Source organism: Streptococcus oralis, assembly GCF_019929365.1.
GTDB lineage: Bacteria > Bacillota > Bacilli > Lactobacillales > Streptococcaceae > Streptococcus > Streptococcus oralis_BT.
The window spans coordinates 58,221-79,148 of the sequence record NZ_JAHZPH010000006.1 but is presented as its reverse complement, the minus strand read 5'-3'; the positions used below and the strand labels follow the sequence as shown (position 1 = coordinate 79,148).

Below are 20,928 nucleotides of genomic sequence, written 5' to 3'. Positions count from 1 at the left end.
TATACTAGAAGACAAATGTCTCACCAGTAGACAAAAACAAGGTAATGAATGAGAATTATAAATGAAAAATTATCAAGAATGGTATCGAAATATCAGCTCCAGACTAATCAGTCGTCCCACCCTTTTATTTCTACTACGCAGTTTCAATCGTTTGATGACAGTCGCCATGCCTATGGTCTATCTGACCTTGCTAGTTACTACTTACCTGCAGCTAGGACTTGGTCAGCAAGTCGGGGTCTATTTGTTTGTCCCTGCTACAGGCTTTGTAATTTTGTCCCTGTTTCGTAAGAAAATCAATCACTTACGCCCCTATGAAACTTGGGACATCCATCCCTTGCTTGACAAGGATAGTTCGGGACAGTCGATGCCTAGTCGCCATGTCTTTTCGGCAACTATCATCTCCATGGCCTGTTTCCATGCTTGGACTTTGATCGGAACGATCTTGCTTATTTGCTCAGGAGTCTTAGCCTTGGTCCGAGTACTAGGTGGTGTTCATTATCCCAAGGATGTCTTGGTTGGCTATGCTTGTGGTCTTGTGTGGGGATTCCTTTTCTTCTTATTCTGACATGTAAGTCAAGTTAGTCTTACAACCACTTACTGCTTCAAATTGACCACTTGCTTTTTTGCCCTTGTTTTCCTAATTTAGCTTTGATATAGTAGAGTCAGAAAGGAGATGTGATGAAGTTACGAATTGAGATTGATGGCAATTTAGAAGAAACTGAAATTGTCATCAAGACCCCTGCTTTGACAGATGAAATTGCAGATTTGCAGCGGCTCTTGCAAGAGTCAAAGGCTCCGAGGTTGACTTTTTACAAGGGGACAGGTGAATATTACCTAGACCTGTCAGAGATTCTCTTCTTTGAAACAGAAGGGAGCAAGATTTACGCTCATAACCAGAAGGAAGCTTATGAGGTTCGCCTCAAACTCTATGAGTTGGAGTCTATCTTGCCTCGCTATTTTAGTCGAGTTTCCAAGTCAACTATCGCAAATATCCGTCAGATTTACTCAGTGGACAAGTCCTTTTCAGGAACGGGCACCATTTCCTTTTATCAGACGCACAAGGAGGTTCATGTCTCACGACATTACCAGTCCCTCCTAAAAGAAAATCTAAGAAACATGAGGTAAAAAACATGAAAAAGAAAGCATTTGGTATTGTTTTATTGGTTTTAGCAGCTTGGATCTTGCTGCAAGGAAATTTTGGCATTCCTTCTTTGGATGGTAAAATATGGCCTTTGATTGGTATCGCCTTTTTTGCTTACCAATCAGTTGAAGCTTTGCTTCGTCGTCATCTAACATCAGCAGTTTTTACCGCTCTAGTAGCCTTAACGATTGCGAATCATTTTTATAACATTTTTCCTATTCCAAACCAGTCTTTGTTTTGGGCTAGTATCTTAGCAGTGCTAGGAGTTGGCTATCTCACTCACTCAAGTAAGTTTTGGTACGGAAAAAAATGGTGGTACAACAGTGAGCGAACAGTCGTCACAGATAAGGAAGTCACTTTTGGCAGTGGAACCTTCTATAAACAAGATCAAGATCTTGTAGATGACCAAGTGGAAGTCGCTTTTGGGGATGCTAAAATCTACTATGATAACGCAGAAATGTTAGGTGATTTTGCCACTCTGAATATCGAAGTGGCTTTTGGTAATGCAACTGTATATGTCCCACAACACTGGCGAGTAGACCTGAAAGTTGAAACATCTTTTGGTGCGGCCAAGGCTGATGCTCCTATAGCACCAACTAGTAAAACCCTGATTATCCGTGGAGAAGTAGCCTTTGGTAAACTTGGCGTTGTCTATGTTAAATAAAAAAGTCTCCTAATTCCCTTGCCAAAATAAAGAAAGTGTGATAACATAGTACGGTATGTGGTGCTAGCACATCCGCTATATTAGATCTAATAGGAGGAAAACACAATGGCTAAAGTATGTTACTTTACAGGTCGTAAGACTGTATCAGGAAACAACCGTTCACACGCGATGAACCAAACAAAACGTGCCGTAAAACCAAACCTTCAAAAAGTTACTGTTCTTATCGATGGTAAACCTAAAAAAGTTTGGGCTTCAGCTCGTGCTTTGAAATCAGGTAAAGTTGAACGCGTTTAATAAAAATGAAAAGACCGCCTAGGTCTTTTTCTTTTGCTCTAGAGATAAAACCATTTGAAAAATAGAGTAAATATCTACCAATACAGCATTCTGCTTTTACACTTGGGATGAAATATGATAAAATAAAGTATCAACTAGTTGAGGTAAAAAAAATGACTGTAAAAATTAATACAAAAGATGGTCAAATCGAACTAACAGATGAAGTGATTGCAACCGTTGTAGGTGGTGCAGCAACTGAGATTTTTGGTGTGGTCGGTATGGCTAGCAAAAATACCCTCAAAGATAATTTCCAAGCCCTCCTTGGTAAGGAAAATTATGCAAAAGGTGTTGTCGTAAAAGCAGCCGAAGATGGCAGTATTGCAGTTGATGTTTATACCGTCTTGAGCTACGGAACAAAGATTAGTGAAGTCTCAAAAAACATCCAAGAGCGTGTTCGTTTTAGTTTGGAAAACCAACTAGGAATCACTGCTCAGACTGTGAATGTCTACATTCAAAATATCAAAGTTGTAGGAGAATAATCGTGTCAAAAATTACTACCAGCTTATTTCAAGAAATGGTGCAGGCCGCATCAACTCGTTTGAATAAGCAAGCTGAATATGTCAATTCATTAAACGTCTTTCCAGTTCCAGATGGAGATACTGGGACAAACATGGGGATGACCATCGAGAATGGTGCCAAAGAAGTAGCAGACAAGCCTGCTTCTACAGTTGGAGAAGTAGCGAGCATTCTTGCTAAGGGGCTCTTGATGGGTGCGCGTGGAAACTCAGGGGTTATCACTTCGCAGCTCTTCCGTGGATTTTCCCAAGCTATTAAGGAAAAAGACGAATTAACAGGTCAAGACTTGGCTCTTGCTTTCCAATCTGGTGTCGAAGTAGCCTACAAGGCGGTTATGAAACCAGTTGAGGGAACTATTTTGACAGTTTCTCGTGGTGCAGCCATTGGGGCTAAGAAAAAAGCCGAGGAGACAGATGATGCTGTTGAGGTCATGCGAGCAGCCTTGGAAGGTGCTAAGAGAGCTCTGGCTAAGACACCAGAAATGCTCCCAGTCTTGAAAGAGGTTGGTGTCGTGGACTCTGGTGGTCAAGGTTTGGTCTTCATCTACGAAGGTTTCCTTTCAGCACTCACTGGTGAATACAGTGCTTCTGAAGACTTTGTAGCGACCCCTGCCAACATGAGTGAAATGATTAATGCAGAGCACCACAAGTCTGTAGCAGGTCATGTGGCAACTGAGGATATTACCTTCGGTTACTGTACGGAGATCATGGTTGCTCTCAAACAAGGCCCAACTTATTCTAAGGACTTTGACTATGATGAATTCCGTAACTACTTGAATGAACTTGGGGACTCGCTCCTTGTTGTCAACGATGATGAGATTGTCAAAGTTCACGTCCATACCGAAGATCCAGGTCTTGTTATGCAAGAAGGGCTTAAATATGGTAGCTTGGTCAAGGTCAAAGTGGACAACATGCGTAACCAACACGAAGCACAAGTTGAAAAAGAAGCAGCACAAGTCAGCAAGCCAGCTGAAGAGAAGGAGTATGCCCTTATCGCAGTAGTAGCTGGTCAAGGATTGGCAGATATCTTCCGTGCCCAAGGTGTGGATTATGTCATCGAAGGTGGTCAAACGATGAACCCTTCGACAGAAGACTTTATCAAGGCTGTTGAGCAAGTCAATGCTCGCAACATCATCTTCTTGCCAAACAACAAAAATATCTTCATGGCAGCTCAATCTGCCGCAGAGGTGTTAGATCAACCAGCTGTTGTGGTAGAAGCTCGTACTCTTCCTCAAGGTTTGACGAGTCTTCTTGCCTTTGACCCAAGCAAATCAATCGAAGAAAACAAAGAACATATGACTGCAGCCCTCGGTGATGTCATCAGCGGAAGTGTAACTACTGCCGTTCGTGACACAACTATCGATGGCTTGGAAATTCATGAAAATGACAATCTTGGTATGGTAGATGGCAAAATCCTTGTGTCAAACCCTGACATGCACCAAACCTTGACTGAAACTTTGAAGCACATGCTAGACGAAGACAGTGAAATCGTAACCTTCTATGTCGGTGAAGATGGAAGTGAAGAACTTGCCAATGAAATTGCTCAAGAAATCGCAGAAGAATTTGAAGATGTTGAAGTAGAGATTCACCAAGGTCAACAACCTGTATATCCATATCTTTTTAGTGTGGAATAAAAATTTAATAGATTAAAAAGAAAGTTGATTTTTCAACTTTCTTTTTTATGACATTTGTCATATTTCCTAGTGACAGAAGCATCTAGCTCCGCTAACTTCAAAAGACTATAATTGAAGTAGGAAATGGAGGAAGAAGAAATGAAAAATAAAATGATTGTCGCAGTGAGTTTAGTAGCAGCAGGAGTTATGACCTATCTCATGTTGTCAGGATTGGACGAGGGTTTCTATCATTTTCCTTGGGAGCTCTTTGCTGGCTTTGGAATGATGTCTTGGCTTGTCAGAGAAGGTTTGAAATTGGTCAGAGATGTGAAAAAGGAGTTTGAGGAATGAAAAAGGCAATCATCTATTTCTTTATCGGCCTGTCACTCTTGGTATGGTTAGTGGAAATGTTTACTGGTTGGTTTGACCAAACCTTGCTTCGCCAATTTATTCGTGGTGCTTGGGGGGTTGGATTTATGATTTTCGTTGTTTTCCCTATGGGAATGAAGTGGTTGAAAGGAGAATCTCATGACTGTGATTAAAGTTGAGAAATTGAGTAAGAAAATAAAAGACAAGGAGATTTTGCGTGACATCTCCTTTGAAATCCATCATGGTGAATGTGTCGCCTTGATTGGGCCTAACGGAGCAGGGAAGACAACCTTGATTGATTGCCTCTTGGGCGACAAGTTCATGAGCTCAGGGCAGGTAGCCATTCAAGACTTTGCACCAACAGATCCTCGATTAAAACAGCTTGTTTCTGTCTTGCCTCAAGAAAATACGGTTGTACAAAGCTTGAAGGTGAAAGAACTTCTATCATTTTTCAAGTCACTTTATCCCGACAGCCTTTCAGACAAAGAAATTGATGACTTGCTGAGATTCTCAGATAAGCAGAAAAATCAGCTGGCGGGCAAGTTGTCTGGTGGGCAAAAACGTTTGTTCTCTTTCGTGTTGACTTTAATAGGTCGTCCGAAAATTCTTTTCTTAGATGAACCAACTGCTGCCATGGATACCTCGACACGTCAGCATTTTTGGGAAATTGTCAATCGGCTGAAGAAAAATGGTGTGACCATTGTCTATTCTTCTCACTATATTGAAGAGGTGGAGCATACGGCCGACCGCATCTTGGTCCTCCACAAGGGTGAATTGATTCGTGATACGACGCCTTATGCCATGCGTGGTGAAGAACAAGAAAAACACTTTACCGTGCCTCTAACCTATCAGGATTTTGTCAATACCTTGACTATAGTTCAAGAGCTTGAAATCAAGCAAAATGCTCTTTCCTTCACAACCAAAGAACCCAGCCAAGTATGGAAAGCCTTGCAAGAACAGGGCTGCACGATCGAAGAAATTGAAGTTCGTAATCGAACTCTCTTAGACAGTATCTTCGAAACGACTCAAGACTAAAGGAGATTGACGATGAAAAATATGACAAGTCTCATGAAAGTGGAACTCATTTTGATGAAACGGCAAGCCGTCTACTATTTGCTGTCCATTGGACTTCCAAGTATGTTTTACCTTATATTCTCTGGTATGATGTCAGGGTCTGATATTCCAGAAATTGCTCTTCAAGCCTATCTTTTTGCCATGACGCTCTTTAGTATCATGTCAAGTGCTTTTTTCAGTATCCCTAGCACACTCGAATCCGACAAGACGAATAACTGGCAAAAATTGATTCAACATTCTCCCGTATCTATGGTAGAATATTATGTATCAAAACTGTTCAGTACTCTGCTAACTTTCTTGTTATCAATTATAGTTGTCTTTTCGGTTGGTCATTTTGTCCGTGGAGTTACGCTACCTTGGCTTGACTGGTTGGTAATCGGTGCTATTTTGCTGGTCGGAAGCGTGGTCTTTATCAGCATGGGTGTCTTGGTGAGCTTGCTTCCCAGTGCTCAACTGATGACGGTTGTTGGAAATATTGCCTATATTGCTTTAGCTGTCCTAGGTGGACTGTGGTTCCCCTTGAATTCCTTCCCAGAATGGCTCCAATCTATTGGAAAACTGACTCCAACCTATCAACTGATGCAGGTCGTCTCTGCTTATTTGGAACACCATGAGTTTAATATTCTTGCCGCCTTGGTTGTACTAGGCTATACAGTTTTCTTTGGTGTACTGGTAATCCAGCTGAAAAAACGGATCGAGGTAAAATAAATCTATGTTGGAAAAATTAAAAAACACTCATTATATGTTTCATATTTCATTAGTGTTTATCATCTTTCCTATAGCGGGTGTTATCGGTGGAGAGTACCCGCTTTTAACCTTGTTATGGACTCTACTATTTGTCCTAGCCTTTTATTCGATTTTATTAAGTCAAAACCGTACTGTGCAGTGGCTGGCTTGGTGGATCATGCTTGCTTACATTTTTTATACATCGGTTTGGCTGAATTCGGGCTTCACATGGTTTATCTTTTATTTATCTAACCTACTCATTTATGAGCTGGATGAGATTTCCTTCCATTCTTGGCGTTTTGTCAGTTTTATTGTCTTGCAACCGATGATTTTGACAGGAATTTATATGGTTGGTCAAGTTAGTCTCGGGCAACTGCTCTTTTTCTTGGTGACCTTTGTTTTTTCTGATGCTTTTACCTTTGGTCTCTATCGGATTCGAGTGTCGGAGGAGATAAAAGAAGAAAAGAGAAAGCAAAATGCTAAGCTCAATCTTTTCTTGGCTGAAAATGAACGCAGTCGTATCGGGCAGGATCTCCATGACAGCCTAGGTCATACCTTTGCTATGCTGAGTGTGAAGACGGACCTTGCCCTCCAGCTACTTCAAATGCAAGCCTATCCTCAAGTGGAAAAAGAATTAAAAGAAATTCATCAGATCAGTAAAGAATCCATGAATGAAGTTCGTACCATCATTGAAAATCTTAAAACCAGAACACTTGCCTCCGAGTTTGTGACTGTTAAAAAAATGCTGGAAATTGCAGGAATTGAAACGGAAATCAATCACCAACTAGATACTGCTAGCCTAACTCAGGAATTGGAGTCAACGGCTTCCATGATTTTACTTGAATTGGTGACCAATATCATCAAACATGCCAAAGCGTCTAAAGCCTACTTAAAATTAGAACGGACAGAGAAAGAGCTTATTTTAACAGTGAGAGATGATGGTTGTGGCTTTCCCTCTCTAAAAGGAGATGAGCTCCATACCGTTCGAGACCGTGTCCTTCCATTTTCTGGAGAAGTAAAGGTGATCAGTCAGAAACATCCGACTGAAGTGCAGGTTCGACTACCTTATAAGGAGAGAAACTAAGATGAAACTACTTGTTGCAGAAGATCAAAGTATGTTGCGAGATGCTATGTGCCAGTTGCTTACCTTCCAATCAGATGTAGATTCTGTCCTACAAGCCAAGGATGGCCAAGAAGCAATCCAACTTTTAGAAAAAGAGACAGTAGATATCGCCATTCTTGATGTAGAGATGCCCGTTAAGACTGGCCTCGAAGTCTTGGAGTGGATACGAGCAGAAAAGCTAGAAACTAAGGTAGTCGTCGTGACGACCTTCAAGCGCCCTGGCTATTTTGAACGTGCAATCAAGGCTGGAGTGGATGCTTATGTCTTAAAAGAAAGGAGTATTGCAGACCTCATGCAAACCTTGCATACTGTTCTCGAAGGACGTAAGGAATATTCGCCTGAATTGATGGAAGTGGTGATGACGCATCCCAACCCCTTAACAGAACAAGAAATCGCTGTTTTAAAGGGAATTGCTCAGGGCTTGTCTAACCAAGAAATCGCAGATCAGCTTTATCTATCAAATGGAACCGTCCGAAACTATGTTACCAATATTCTTTCGAAACTAGATGCTGGTAATCGAACAGAGGCAGCCAACATTGCAACAGAATCTGGTTGGCTTTGATAAGAAAGATAAAAAAACATCTCAAACGAATGATTAATTGAAGGAAATCCATACCTGAATTTAGGAAGTCAATGGGCTTCCTTTTTTGACTCTTTATCAACTATAGTGGGTTGATTATAACAAAATCCTTGAAACTGTTATCAGAAAACACTTACATGGCGTTAAATAACCTATTTTATGTTAGAATCATATTTAAAACTATATAAAAAAGAAAGAAAAGGATTATATGCTAATAAATATCCATAAAATTAAAGGTTTACAAAAAAATGATAACTTGTCATACAAAAGTTTGCTAGAGTCAGAAGACCTATATAAGGAGGAAATTTTCAATGAAAAAACAAGTACCAGAATTGAAGAATATAGAAAAGCAATAGAAGATATTATAGATAAAAATAACGATAATCAAGAAGTCCAAAAAATTGATATCGTTTCTATTATCAAGGCGTATAAAAAATTTAATGGTCCTAGGTTTTTTAAGTCTAGCGGGATGACGGTAGATGCTTTTTACGATAGTAAAGGAAAAAAAGTATACATTAATAAGTATTTATCAAATGAAGATAGACATTATGCATGTGCTCATGAGCTGGCTCATTATTTATTTGAAGATTCAAGTGCTTATTTGGATCGTAATAAATCATTTTCACGCCCTTCTTATGAAGCCAAAGCTAATCAATTTGCCTATGAAACACTTCTACCAGAAAAACTATTAGAAAATATAATTATTGAATACAAAAATGAAAAATGCGATGGCGACTTAAATAAAATGTTTAATAAAGATGTCAATGAGTTAATTAAATATATTTCTTATAAAACAGATGTTTCGAAATTTGCGGTGTATAAGCGATTAAAATTTTTAGATTATATCTATTGAGGAGAGTTAGAAATGTTTGATAAGGGAAATGATACTATTAAGAATCAAAAAGCTATCAAAATTTTTTATAAATCTATGTACGATTTGTTTAATCATAGTAATAATGATAACAAGTTAATTGATAAAATAATTTTTAACGATATCAAACTCACAATATCTTGTGAAGTAAAAAAAGATGAGGTAAGCAGAATTCCTGAAACTGAAGAGAAGACAAGTGAAAATAGTCGTATTTTCAAATACACAGACTTTGCCAAAGCTCCTAGCTCTTTTGAAAAAAGTCGTTTTATAGTAAAAGAAATTGACTACAATGACCAACAAAATTTAAAAGGGCACATAGAATTTCTCAGTGAAAATTTACAAAAGTCTTTTTTTGATATATTTAAAAATAAGCATCAAGACGATTTTGCTGCATGGGTATATCGACACATTAAAAATCACGAAGAAAAACAGAATGATTCACAAGAAAAAACTATACAAAATATAAAAGAAATAATACGAGATTCGACAAGCTTTGAAAAGCTATATTTGAAAGTAAGTAAACATTATACAGGAGTCAATGAAGGCTTAATCTACGATTTTGAGTACTTTTCTAATAGGATGCTCTCATATATTTTGTCTAGTTCAAGCCGTGAACAAGTTAAACTACTGGAAGAGAGAAACCTTCAAATTTCACTTGATGAGTTTAAAGATTATGAGTTGTTATTGAAAGAAAACATCAGTAATTTAGAAATAAATAATTTTCTTACGGGTATTTATAAAAATATTAAAAATAATAAGGGCTCAGAGGAAGATTGTAATAAATTTGAAATAGGAGGAGATGATGATGAAACAAGTGAAACTACGAAAGAGTGCAGCTCTAAACAACAAAATGGGAAGTCAGAGAATGTAGAAAATTACAAAGAAAAAGTTGCAATATTAAATGTAGTGGGGGAAGTATACAAACTTAATAATAAAATAAAATGTGATTACTATAATAGAGAAGGCTATGGTACTATAAAAAGTGGGTGGACTATCTTTTATACTTTAAAAGAATTAATTTCTATTTTTGATGGAAGAAGAACTAAGACAGAAAATATAGTACTTAATAATTCTAATAGTGATCTTATAGTTAGTAGATTTAAATATAATTATTTTAGAGGCTATTCTAATAACAAGCATGATGCTATTCCAGCTGTTTTTAGGAACAGAACTTATCATGGTGAAAAGAATAGCGACCAATTTTATAGCAAATTTGAAGGATTATATCAAAAAATAGCGAGAGAATATCCTGAAGAACTAGAATATGATAGTAGCATTGGCTCAAGTAAGCGGAATGATGCTTTTTCACGTCTCCAGCATTATGAATTTGGGACATGTCTTCTTGATATGTCTAAAAATCCTTACACAGCTTTGCTGTTTATGATTGATGGCGAGGATTTCCATACTCCTAAATTTGAATTATTTGAGATTGAAGAAGAAAAACATAGGGATAACAATATTGTTTATCTACCTGAAAAATTCCAAAAAAATAAGCGTCTGATTGCTCAAAATGGAGCATTTCTACATTATGAAAAGTTATATAATTTATTAGAATTAGAAGAAGATGAAAGAAATAATAAAGTGCAAATAGAATATGAACCTGGCACTATTAAATATGTAAAAGAGAAACTAAAGGAATTAGAGAAGAAAGTTGAAAGAATTAATCGTATTACAGTTGTTATAGAAGTATCAAAGAAGTCAGACAGTGAATTTTTTAAATATAATATTGAAGGCATAATTAAAGCTGCTGATAACCTTAAATATGATGAAGAGCTCGATGCAAATGAGAATGAATATATAAGCAATCTTGAGAAACGTTTTGAAGCCCTAAAGAATAAGGTTAACTTGGTAGATAAGACACTACAAGGTACTGATCAATATACTTTGTTAAAAAACTATTTAAAAGCTAAGTTAGATGAGTATGGACATTCCAAGAGAAGCTTATTTCCAGATTTTCAAAATTATGTCTCTTATGAAAATGGTCGATATAAACGCCCAGAGGAAGAGAAACCATCGTTTGACATGTAATGATTATTCTCTCTTTTGTTTTTTTCAGACAGTGAGGGCAAGTTCATTACCTAAATCCTGTTTAATTTGTTGTTTCTTTAGGGTAACGGTACAGAGTTAGTTGCTATTATGGTCAAGGAAGTTAGGAAGAAAGTTAATTTTTAGCAGATAGATCCAATAATCCTGGCTCGATAATTTCTGTAGTGGGTAAAACCACTGTAAGAATTATAGAGCCCGTTTTTTTGTTTAAAAAAGCGGTAAGAACTTGTTTCCAAGACTTAAAAGATCAGAATAAAAACGAAAAAAATATTGACAAGGAAAGAAAAATTGTGTTACAATAATAGACGGTACTTTTTACTTTTGGTCTCTCAAAAGTGTACAGGGACGTGCTGACAAATGTTGCAAAAGTACACACAGATGGTAGCTGTCACCAAGTGTATCATCACCAAAAATAAAAAACACAGGAGAATGTAGATGCCTACAATTAACCAATTGGTTCGCAAACCGCGTAAATCAAAAGTAGAAAAATCTAAATCACCAGCTTTGAACGTTGGTTACAACAGTCACAAAAAAGTTCAAACAAACGTTTCTTCACCACAAAAACGTGGTGTAGCAACTCGTGTTGGAACGATGACACCTAAAAAACCTAACTCTGCCCTTCGTAAATTCGCTCGTGTACGTTTGAGCAACCTTATCGAAGTTACTGCCTACATCCCAGGTATCGGACACAACTTGCAAGAGCACAGCGTGGTGCTTCTTCGTGGTGGACGTGTAAAAGACCTTCCAGGGGTACGTTACCATATCGTCCGTGGTGCACTTGATACTGCAGGTGTTAACGATCGTAAACAAGGCCGTTCTAAATACGGTACTAAACGTCCAAAAGCATAAGGAAAGGGGATAAAGAGAAATGAGTCGTAAAAATAGAGCTCCAAAACGTGATGTATTGCCAGATCCGCTTTACAATTCACAACTAGTTACTCGTCTTATCAACCGCGTTATGCTTGATGGTAAACGTGGTACAGCTGCTTCAATCGTTTACGGTGCTTTTGAGCAAATCAAAGAAGCTACTGGTAACGATGCACTTGAAGTATTTGAAACAGCTATGGAAAACATCATGCCTGTACTTGAAGTACGTGCACGTCGTGTTGGTGGATCTAACTACCAAGTCCCAGTTGAAGTTCGTCCAGAACGTCGTACAACACTTGGACTTCGTTGGTTGGTAACAATCGCTCGCCTTCGTGGTGAACACACAATGCAAGACCGTCTTGCAAAAGAAATCTTGGACGCTGCTAACAACACTGGTGCAGCTGTTAAGAAACGTGAAGACACTCACCGTATGGCTGAAGCTAACCGTGCCTTCGCACACTTCCGTTGGTAATAAAATGATACTAAGAGCGGCAAAGGCCCAAGGCAAAAATAGGAAACTGATGCAGTGTTCCGTGAACACAAAGCAGTTTATCTTTTTTGCACCGGGCCTCGCTCGAGTTCGAATCAGTTAACTTAAGCTTTTAGCCCGAGTTCAATTCAACTTTTCACACAAGTTGAAACCAACAAAAACAAGATAAACATTGAGAACGGGTAGGTCCTGCCTATCCGTTTTTTCTAAATAATGTTATAATAGATTGTAAAATAAAAAATAGGAGAAACTAACCTCATGGCACGCGAATTTTCACTTGAAAAAACTCGTAATATCGGTATCATGGCTCACGTCGATGCCGGTAAAACAACAACTACTGAGCGTATTCTTTACTACACTGGTAAAATCCACAAAATCGGTGAAACTCACGAAGGTGCGTCACAAATGGACTGGATGGAGCAAGAGCAAGAACGTGGTATCACTATCACATCTGCTGCGACAACAGCTCAATGGAACAACCACCGCGTAAACATCATCGACACACCAGGACACGTGGACTTCACAATCGAAGTACAACGTTCTCTTCGTGTATTGGACGGTGCGGTTACTGTTCTTGACTCACAATCTGGTGTTGAGCCTCAAACTGAAACAGTTTGGCGTCAAGCAACTGAGTACGGAGTTCCACGTATCGTATTTGCCAACAAAATGGACAAAATCGGTGCTGACTTCCTTTACTCAGTAAGCACACTTCACGACCGTCTTCAAGCAAACGCACACCCAATCCAATTGCCAATCGGTGCTGAAGATGACTTCCGTGGTATCATCGACTTGATCAAGATGAAAGCTGAAATCTATACTAACGACCTTGGTACAGATATCCTTGAAGAAGATATTCCAGCTGAATACCTTGACCAAGCTCAAGAATACCGTGAAAAATTGGTTGAAGCAGTCGCTGAAACTGATGAAGACTTGATGATGAAATACCTTGAAGGTGAAGAAATCACTAACGAAGAATTGAAAGCTGCTATCCGTAAAGCAACTATCAACGTTGAATTCTTCCCAGTATTGTGTGGATCTGCCTTCAAGAACAAGGGTGTTCAATTGATGCTTGATGCGGTTATCGACTACCTTCCAAGCCCACTTGATATCCCAGCAATCAAAGGTATCAACCCAGATACAGATGAAGAAGAAACTCGTCCAGCATCTGATGATGAGCCGTTTGCAGCTCTTGCCTTCAAGATCATGACAGACCCATTCGTAGGTCGTTTGACATTCTTCCGTGTTTACTCAGGTGTTCTTCAATCAGGTTCATACGTATTGAACACTTCTAAAGGTAAACGTGAACGTATCGGACGTATCCTTCAAATGCACGCTAACAGCCGTCAAGAAATTGACACTGTTTACTCAGGTGATATCGCTGCTGCCGTTGGTTTGAAAGATACTACAACTGGTGACTCATTGACAGATGAAAAAGCTAAAATCATCCTTGAGTCAATCAACGTTCCAGAACCTGTTATCCAATTGATGGTTGAGCCAAAATCTAAAGCTGACCAAGATAAGATGGGTATCGCCCTTCAAAAATTGGCTGAAGAAGATCCAACATTCCGCGTTGAAACAAACGTTGAAACTGGTGAAACAGTTATCTCAGGTATGGGTGAGCTTCACCTTGACGTCCTTGTTGACCGTATGCGTCGTGAGTTCAAAGTTGAAGCGAACGTAGGTGCTCCTCAAGTATCTTACCGTGAAACATTCCGCGCTTCTACTCAAGCACGTGGATTCTTCAAACGTCAGTCTGGTGGTAAAGGTCAATTTGGTGATGTATGGATTGAATTTACTCCAAACGAAGAAGGTAAAGGATTCGAATTCGAAAACGCAATCGTCGGTGGTGTGGTTCCTCGTGAATTTATCCCAGCGGTTGAAAAAGGTTTGGTAGAATCTATGGCTAACGGTGTTCTTGCAGGTTACCCAATGGTTGACGTTAAAGCTAAGCTTTACGATGGTTCATACCACGATGTCGACTCATCTGAAACTGCCTTCAAGATTGCGGCTTCACTTGCTCTTAAAGAAGCTGCTAAGACTGCACAACCAGCTATCCTTGAGCCAATGATGCTTGTAACCATCACTGTTCCTGAAGAGAACCTTGGTGATGTTATGGGTCACGTAACTGCTCGTCGTGGACGTGTTGACGGTATGGAAGCACATGGTAACAGCCAAATCGTACGTGCTTACGTTCCACTTGCTGAAATGTTTGGTTACGCAACTGTTCTTCGTTCAGCATCTCAAGGACGTGGTACATTCATGATGGTATTTGACCACTACGAAGATGTACCTAAGTCAGTACAAGAAGAAATCATTAAGAAAAACAAAGGTGAAGACTAATCAGTCCTCACTCTAGAAGGAAGTCACTTAGTGGCTTCCTTTTTATGTTCTATATCAAGGAAGGTTAGAAAAATATACCCTAAACTAAATTTGGTAGTAATAAAATCGTTCAATTCCCTATTCATATTTATAAAAATAGGAAAAACATTCATAAAAACACGTTTAGATAGAAAATTCAGAAAATTGCTTCTTTTGTCTTGAAAATTTTTGAAAAAATGGTATGATAGTAACAAGCTATTTTTAAGAGAAGAGAAAGGGGAACAATGGAAAAAATCAGTTTAGACGCTCCTAAGACGGGATCGGATCTAGTTTTGGAAACCCTCCGTGATTTAGGAATTGATACCATATTTGGTTATCCTGGTGGGGCTGTCTTGCCTTTATATGATGCGATTTATAATTTCAAAGGCATTCGCCACATCTTGGGTCGCCATGAACAAGGCTGTTTGCATGAAGCTGAAGGTTATGCCAAATCAACTGGAAAGTTGGGTGTTGCCGTCGTTACGAGTGGACCGGGAGCAACGAATGCCATTACAGGGATTGCAGATGCCATGAGCGATAGCGTTCCCCTTTTGGTCTTTACCGGACAAGTCGCTCGAGCAGGAATTGGGAAAGATGCCTTTCAGGAGGCGGATATTGTCGGTATTACCATGCCTATTACCAAGTACAATTACCAAGTCCGTGAGACAGCTGACATTCCCCGTATCATTACGGAAGCTGTCCATATCGCAACTACAGGTCGTCCAGGGCCAGTTGTGATCGACTTGCCAAAGGATGTATCTGCCTTAGAGACGGACTTCATCTATTCACCAGAGGTAAATTTACCAAGCTATCAACCGACGCTTGATCCGAATGACATGCAAATCAAGAAAATCTTGAAGCAATTGTCTAAGGCTAAAAAACCCGTATTGCTAGCTGGTGGTGGGGTTAGTTATGCAGAAGCAGCTGCTGAGCTCAATGAGTTTGCTGAACGTTACCAAATTCCAGTGGTAACAAGCCTTTTGGGGCAAGGCACGATTGCAACGAGTCATCCGCTCTTTCTTGGTATGGGAGGTATGCACGGTTCTTTCGCAGCTAACATTGCCATGACCGAAGCGGACTTTATGATTAGTATTGGTTGCCGTTTCGATGACCGCTTAACTGGCAATCCTAAGACCTTTGCTAAAAATGCCAAGGTTGCGCATATTGACATTGACCCAGCTGAGATTGGTAAGATTATTAGTGCAGATATTCCTGTGGTGGGCGATGCTAAGAAAGCCTTGCAGATGCTATTGGCAGAGCCAACTGTTCATAACAATACTGAAAAATGGATTGAAAAAGTCACGAAAGACAAGAACCGTGTTCGTTCTTATGACAAGAAAGAACGTGTGGTTCAACCGCAGGCCGTTATTGAACGTATCGGTGAGTTGACGAATGGGGATGCCATTGTTGTCACAGACGTAGGGCAACACCAAATGTGGACGGCTCAGTATTATCCTTACCAAAATGAGCGTCAGTTAGTCACTTCAGGTGGTTTGGGTACCATGGGATTCGGGGTTCCTGCAGCTATCGGAGCCAAGATTGCCAATCCAGAAAAAGAAGTAGTCCTTTTTGTAGGTGATGGTGGCTTCCAAATGACCAACCAAGAACTAGCCATCCTAAACATCTACAAGGTGCCGATTAAGGTTGTCATGTTGAACAACCACTCACTAGGAATGGTTCGTCAGTGGCAGGAATCCTTCTATGAGGGTAGAACTTCTGAGTCAGTCTTTGATACACTTCCTGACTTCCAGCTGATGGCACAGGCTTACGGCATCAAAAACTATAAATTTGATAATCCAGAGACGATAGAAAAAGATCTAGAGGTTATTCTGGAGGATGTGCCCATGTTTATCGAGGTGGATATTTCTCGTAAGGAACAGGTCTTACCGATGGTACCAGCTGGTAAGAGCAATCATGAGATGTTGGGGGTGAAGTTCCATGCGTAGAATGTTAACGGCAAAACTACAAAATCGTTCAGGAGTCCTCAATCGCTTTACAGGTGTCCTTTCTCGTCGTCAGGTCAACATTGAGAGTATCTCAGTTGGTGCGACAGAGAATCCTGATGTATCACGGATTACCATCATTATTGATGTGGCTTCTCATGATGAAGTGGAGCAAATTATCAAGCAACTCAATCGTCAGATCGATGTGATTCGCATTCGAGATATCACAGACAAACCGCACTTGGAGCGCGAAGTTATCTTAGTGAAAATTGCAGCACCAGCTGAAAAGCGTGCAGAAATCTTGGCTATTATCCAACCCTTCCGTGCAACGGTAGTTGATGTGGCGCCAAGCTCAATCACTATTCAGATGACTGGGAATGCTGAAAAGAGTGAAGCTTTATTGCGAGTGATTCGACCATATGGTATTAAAAATATCGCTCGTACGGGTGCAACTGGATTTACCCGCGACTAAAAATCCAACTAAAATTTGTTAAAACCGCCTAAGAGGCAATAAATAATAGAAAAGAGAGAAAAACTATGGCAGTTCAAATGGAATACGAAAAAGATGTTAAAGTAGCAGCGCTTGACGGTAAAAAAATCGCCGTTATCGGTTATGGTTCACAAGGACATGCGCATGCGCAAAACTTGCGTGACTCAGGTCGTGATGTCATCATCGGTGTGCGTCCAGGTAAATCTTTTGACAAAGCAAAAGAAGATGGTTTTGACACTTACACAGTAGCAGAAGCAACTAAATTGGCTGACGTTATCATGATCTTGGCACCAGACGAAATTCAACAAGAATTGTACGAAGCAGAAATCGCTCCAAACTTGGAAGCTGGAAATGCAGTTGGATTTGCTCATGGTTTCAACATTCACTTTGAATTTATCAAAGTTCCTGCAGATGTAGATGTCTTCATGTGTGCTCCTAAAGGGCCAGGACACTTGGTGCGCCGTACTTATGAAGAAGGATTTGGTGTTCCAGCTCTTTATGCAGTCTACCAAGACGCCACAGGAAATGCGAAAAACATTGCTATGGACTGGTGTAAAGGTGTTGGAGCAGCTCGTGTAGGTTTGCTTGAAACGACTTACAAAGAAGAAACTGAAGAAGATTTGTTTGGTGAACAAGCTGTACTTTGTGGTGGTTTGACTGCCCTTATCGAAGCAGGTTTTGAAGTATTGACAGAAGCAGGCTATGCCCCAGAATTGGCTTACTTTGAAGTTCTTCACGAAATGAAATTGATCGTTGACTTGATTTATGAAGGTGGATTCAAGAAAATGCGTCAATCTATTTCAAATACTGCTGAGTACGGTGACTATGTATCAGGCCCACGTGTGATTACTGAGCAAGTTAAAGAAAACATGAAAGCAGTTCTTGCAGACATCCAAAATGGTACATTTGCAAATGACTTTGTAAATGACTATAAAGCGGGACGTCCAAAATTGACTGCTTACCGTGAACAAGCAGCTAACCTTGAAATTGAAAAAGTTGGTGCAGAACTACGTAAAGCAATGCCATTCGTTGGTAAAAACGACGATGATGCTTTCAAAATCTATAACTAATTCTTAGAATAAAAACAGAAGGCGAGTTGGGGGGTACCTAACTCGCTTTTTACCTTGTAAAGTATTTGAGGAGGAGACATGCTAAGTGCAAAAGATGTGGTGAAAGCCCACAAAGTTTTAAGTGGTGTAGTAGTGAATACACCACTGGAATATGATCATTACTTATCAGAAAAGTATGGAGCTAAGATCTATCTGAAAAAGGAGAATGCGCAAAGAGTTCGCTCTTTTAAAATTCGCGGAGCCTATTATGCCATTTCTCAACTATCAAAAGAAGAACGTGAGCGTGGTGTAGTCTGTGCCTCTGCGGGAAATCATGCCCAAGGTGTCGCCTATACTTGTAAGGAGATGAAGATTCCTGCAACAATTTTTATGCCCATCACAACACCGCAACAAAAGATTGGGCAGGTTCGCTTTTTCGGTGGAGAGTTTGTGACAATCAAGTTGGTTGGGGATACCTTTGATGCTTCTGCTAAGGCAGCGCAAGAGTTTACGTTGTCAGAAAATAGAACCTTTATCGATCCTTTTGATGATATCCATGTTCAAGCTGGTCAAGGAACTGTGGCCTACGAAATTCTTGAAGAAGCCCGTAAAGAGTCTATTGATTTTGATACAGTACTAGTTCCGGTAGGTGGTGGCGGACTGATTGCAGGGGTTTCGACCTATATCAAAGAAACCAATCCCGCTATCGAAGTAATTGGTGTAGAAGCCAATGGTGCCCGTTCGATGAAGGCAGCCTTTGAGGCTGGAGGACCAGTTAAACTCAAAGAAATTGACAAATTTGCTGATGGAATAGCGGTGCAGAAAGTTGGGCAGTTGACTTATGAAGCAACTCGTCAGAATGTTGAAACTCTTATTGGAGTAGATGAGGGTTTGATTTCGGAGACCTTGATTGATCTTTATTCCAAGCAAGGAATTGTCGCCGAACCTGCTGGAGCGGCCAGCATTGCAGCCTTGGAAGTTCTATCGGACTATATCAAAGGTAAGACCATTTGTTGTATCATCTCTGGAGGGAACAACGACATCAACCGTATGCCAGAGATGGAAGAACGTGCCTTGATTTATGATGGCATCAAGCATTACTTTGTTGTGAACTTCCCACAGCGTCCAGGAGCTCTACGGGAGTTTGTAAATGACATTTTGGGGCCCAATGATGACATCACTCGTTTTGAATATATCAAACGGGCCAGCAAGGGGACAGGTCCAGTATTGATTGGGATTGCTCTTGCTGATAAGCATGATTATGCTGGCTTGATTCATCGGATGGAAAAGTTTGACCCATCTTATATCAATCTGAACGGAAATGAGACTTTGTATAATATGCTAGTCTAAAATAAATTTGCTATCATATTATTTGCCAATTTCCTATAATGATGCTATAATGATGGTGACGAAAGGGGGAGATTCCCATGGTTTTACATGTTTTACTTGTTCTCTTTATTCTAGTGCTGATTGCATCAGCGATTATTATCAGCTCTGTATATGTTGTAAGGCAACAGTCTGTCGCTATTATCGAGCGTTTTGGTAAATACCAAAAGTTGAGTAATAGTGGTATTCATGTACGAGCGCCTTTTGGAATTGATAGAATTGCAGCCAGGGTGCAGTTGCGTCTATTGCAAAGTGAGATCGTCGTGGAAACAAAAACACAAGATAATGTATTTGTGACCATGAATGTGGCGACTCAGTATCGAGTGAATGAGAATAATGTCACAGATGCTTACTATAAACTAATGAGACCAGAAGCTCAAATCAAATCCTATATTGAAGATGCTTTGCGTTCATCTGTACCTAAATTGACCTTGGATGAACTATTTGAGAAAAAAGATGAAATTGCATTAGAAGTTCAAAAGCAAGTAGCAGAAGAAATGTCTACATATGGTTACATCATTGTAAAAACACTGATTACGAAGGTTGAGCCTGACGCTGAAGTTAAACAATCAATGAATGAAATCAATGCTGCTCAACGTAAGAGAGTCGCTGCGCAAGAACTTGCAGAAGCAGATAAGATTAAAATCGTGACAGCAGCGGAAGCAGAGGCAGAAAAAGATCGCCTACACGGTGTAGGGATTGCAGAACAGCGTAAGGCTATTGTTGACGGACTTGCTGATTCTATTCAAGAATTAAAAGGAGCCAATGTTGAACTCACGGAAGCCCAGATTATGTCCATTCTATTAACAAATCAGTATTTAGATACCTTGAATAATTTCGCAGACAATAAGGGCAATAACACCATCTTCCTACCAGCAAATCCTGATGGAGTTGAAGATATACGAACAAGCATATTATCAGCTTTAAAAGCTAAGTAATAACAATTCATTATTTGTTTTCAATAAGTAGATGTTTTTTTAATGGATAGTCCTCAAAAATGGCTATATTTCAACATCGTAAAGAACAAAATAGGAGAAGAACATGGCTAAATCAAACTTTGAAAAAGTAGAATCAGTTGTTGGCTGGGTTCGTGATAAGAAAATCACAGGTTACCGTATCTCTAAGGAAACAAATGCACGTGAAATGTCAATTATTGCTTTGGCACAAGGTCGTGCAAAAGTGAAAAATATTTCATTTGAAACAGCCCTAGGTTTGATTGATTTTTATGACAAGAATCATGAAAAATTTGAAGATTAAACTAGGCTTACAGGCAGATTCTTAAAATGGATC

The 20,928-nt window shown here is 39.6% G+C and carries 23 protein-coding genes; all 23 read left to right on the top strand.

All coding sequences use genetic code 11. The features are described 5' to 3' along the window. Nucleotides 1-61 precede the first annotated feature (61 nt). The 23 genes from K1I53_RS07815 to K1I53_RS07705 all read left to right on the top strand — a co-directional run bounded on the left by K1I53_RS07815 (nucleotide 62) and on the right by K1I53_RS07705 (nucleotide 20,895). On the top strand, nucleotides 62-565 hold the full coding sequence (locus tag K1I53_RS07815; protein ID WP_223328970.1) for a phosphatase PAP2 family protein: 504 nt from the start codon (nucleotides 62-64) through the stop codon (nucleotides 563-565). A 113-nt stretch (nucleotides 566-678) separates the two neighbouring features. Continuing rightward, on the top strand, nucleotides 679-1,125 hold the full coding sequence (locus K1I53_RS07810) for a LytTR family DNA-binding domain-containing protein (protein WP_000776582.1): 447 nt from the start codon (nucleotides 679-681) through the stop codon (nucleotides 1,123-1,125). 5 nt (nucleotides 1,126-1,130) lie between these two features. Next, entirely contained in the window at nucleotides 1,131-1,805 is a 675-nt protein-coding gene (locus K1I53_RS07805; RefSeq protein ID WP_223328969.1) for a LiaF transmembrane domain-containing protein, read from the top strand. Nucleotides 1,806-1,910: 105 nt separating this feature from the next. Continuing rightward, nucleotides 1,911-2,099 (top strand): 50S ribosomal protein L28, encoded by a 189-nt coding sequence (gene rpmB, locus K1I53_RS07800; RefSeq protein WP_001140948.1) that lies wholly within the window; start codon nucleotides 1,911-1,913, stop codon nucleotides 2,097-2,099. 152 nt (nucleotides 2,100-2,251) lie between these two features. Further along, complete coding sequence (locus K1I53_RS07795) at nucleotides 2,252-2,617, top strand: Asp23/Gls24 family envelope stress response protein (protein ID WP_000216441.1); 366 nt, start codon at nucleotides 2,252-2,254, stop codon at nucleotides 2,615-2,617. A 2-nt stretch (nucleotides 2,618-2,619) separates the two neighbouring features. Continuing rightward, complete coding sequence (locus tag K1I53_RS07790) at nucleotides 2,620-4,287, top strand: DAK2 domain-containing protein (protein WP_223328968.1); 1,668 nt, start codon at nucleotides 2,620-2,622, stop codon at nucleotides 4,285-4,287. Nucleotides 4,288-4,410: 123 nt separating this feature from the next. Next, nucleotides 4,411-4,617, top strand: coding sequence for a hypothetical protein (locus tag K1I53_RS07785; RefSeq protein WP_223328967.1), 207 nt, complete (start codon nucleotides 4,411-4,413; stop codon nucleotides 4,615-4,617). Next, entirely contained in the window at nucleotides 4,614-4,808 is a 195-nt protein-coding gene (locus K1I53_RS07780; protein WP_223328966.1) for a hypothetical protein, read from the top strand. Before K1I53_RS07785 ends, K1I53_RS07780 begins: the two co-directional genes overlap by 4 nt. Continuing rightward, a complete protein-coding gene (locus K1I53_RS07775) occupies nucleotides 4,795-5,670 on the top strand; it encodes an ABC transporter ATP-binding protein (protein ID WP_223328965.1) in 876 nt (291 codons plus the stop codon). The genes K1I53_RS07780 and K1I53_RS07775 overlap by 14 nt, the downstream gene beginning before the upstream one ends. Before the next feature lie 12 nt (nucleotides 5,671-5,682). Next, complete coding sequence (locus K1I53_RS07770; protein WP_223328964.1) at nucleotides 5,683-6,417, top strand: ABC transporter permease; 735 nt, start codon at nucleotides 5,683-5,685, stop codon at nucleotides 6,415-6,417. A 4-nt stretch (nucleotides 6,418-6,421) separates the two neighbouring features. Then, complete coding sequence (locus K1I53_RS07765) at nucleotides 6,422-7,519, top strand: sensor histidine kinase (RefSeq protein ID WP_223328963.1); 1,098 nt, start codon at nucleotides 6,422-6,424, stop codon at nucleotides 7,517-7,519. Between the two features lies 1 nt (nucleotide 7,520). After that, nucleotides 7,521-8,120, top strand: a complete 600-nt coding sequence (locus tag K1I53_RS07760) for a response regulator transcription factor (RefSeq protein ID WP_223328962.1) — start codon at nucleotides 7,521-7,523, stop codon at nucleotides 8,118-8,120. A 226-nt stretch (nucleotides 8,121-8,346) separates the two neighbouring features. After that, nucleotides 8,347-8,991, top strand: coding sequence for an ImmA/IrrE family metallo-endopeptidase (locus tag K1I53_RS07755; RefSeq protein WP_223328961.1), 645 nt, complete (start codon nucleotides 8,347-8,349; stop codon nucleotides 8,989-8,991). A gap of 12 nt (nucleotides 8,992-9,003) precedes the next feature. Next, a complete protein-coding gene (locus tag K1I53_RS07750; protein WP_223328960.1) occupies nucleotides 9,004-11,037 on the top strand; it encodes an FRG domain-containing protein in 2,034 nt (677 codons plus the stop codon). A 453-nt stretch (nucleotides 11,038-11,490) separates the two neighbouring features. Then, a complete protein-coding gene (gene rpsL, locus K1I53_RS07745; RefSeq protein ID WP_001142332.1) occupies nucleotides 11,491-11,904 on the top strand; it encodes a 30S ribosomal protein S12 in 414 nt (137 codons plus the stop codon). Nucleotides 11,905-11,923: 19 nt separating this feature from the next. Further along, nucleotides 11,924-12,394, top strand: coding sequence for a 30S ribosomal protein S7 (rpsG, locus tag K1I53_RS07740; protein WP_000087873.1), 471 nt, complete (start codon nucleotides 11,924-11,926; stop codon nucleotides 12,392-12,394). Between the two features lie 276 nt (nucleotides 12,395-12,670). Next, on the top strand, nucleotides 12,671-14,752 hold the full coding sequence (fusA, locus tag K1I53_RS07735) for an elongation factor G (protein ID WP_223328959.1): 2,082 nt from the start codon (nucleotides 12,671-12,673) through the stop codon (nucleotides 14,750-14,752). A gap of 263 nt (nucleotides 14,753-15,015) precedes the next feature. Further along, on the top strand, nucleotides 15,016-16,716 hold the full coding sequence (locus K1I53_RS07730) for an acetolactate synthase large subunit (RefSeq protein ID WP_223328958.1): 1,701 nt from the start codon (nucleotides 15,016-15,018) through the stop codon (nucleotides 16,714-16,716). Beyond that, the gene (gene ilvN / locus K1I53_RS07725; protein ID WP_084974056.1) at nucleotides 16,709-17,185 is read left to right on the top strand and encodes an acetolactate synthase small subunit; all 477 of its coding nucleotides are present in this window, start codon (nucleotides 16,709-16,711) and stop codon (nucleotides 17,183-17,185) included. Before K1I53_RS07730 ends, ilvN begins: the two co-directional genes overlap by 8 nt. A gap of 65 nt (nucleotides 17,186-17,250) precedes the next feature. Beyond that, nucleotides 17,251-18,273: a ketol-acid reductoisomerase gene (gene ilvC / locus K1I53_RS07720; RefSeq protein WP_000290685.1), complete on the top strand. Its 1,023-nt coding sequence runs from the start codon at nucleotides 17,251-17,253 to the stop codon at nucleotides 18,271-18,273. 78 nt (nucleotides 18,274-18,351) lie between these two features. After that, a complete protein-coding gene (ilvA, locus tag K1I53_RS07715; RefSeq protein ID WP_084945604.1) occupies nucleotides 18,352-19,602 on the top strand; it encodes a threonine ammonia-lyase IlvA in 1,251 nt (416 codons plus the stop codon). A gap of 77 nt (nucleotides 19,603-19,679) precedes the next feature. Next, complete coding sequence (locus K1I53_RS07710) at nucleotides 19,680-20,576, top strand: SPFH domain-containing protein (RefSeq protein WP_000242874.1); 897 nt, start codon at nucleotides 19,680-19,682, stop codon at nucleotides 20,574-20,576. Nucleotides 20,577-20,679: 103 nt separating this feature from the next. Beyond that, entirely contained in the window at nucleotides 20,680-20,895 is a 216-nt protein-coding gene (locus tag K1I53_RS07705) for a capsule biosynthesis transcriptional regulator (protein WP_001130035.1), read from the top strand. Nucleotides 20,896-20,928: the final 33 nt, after the last annotated feature.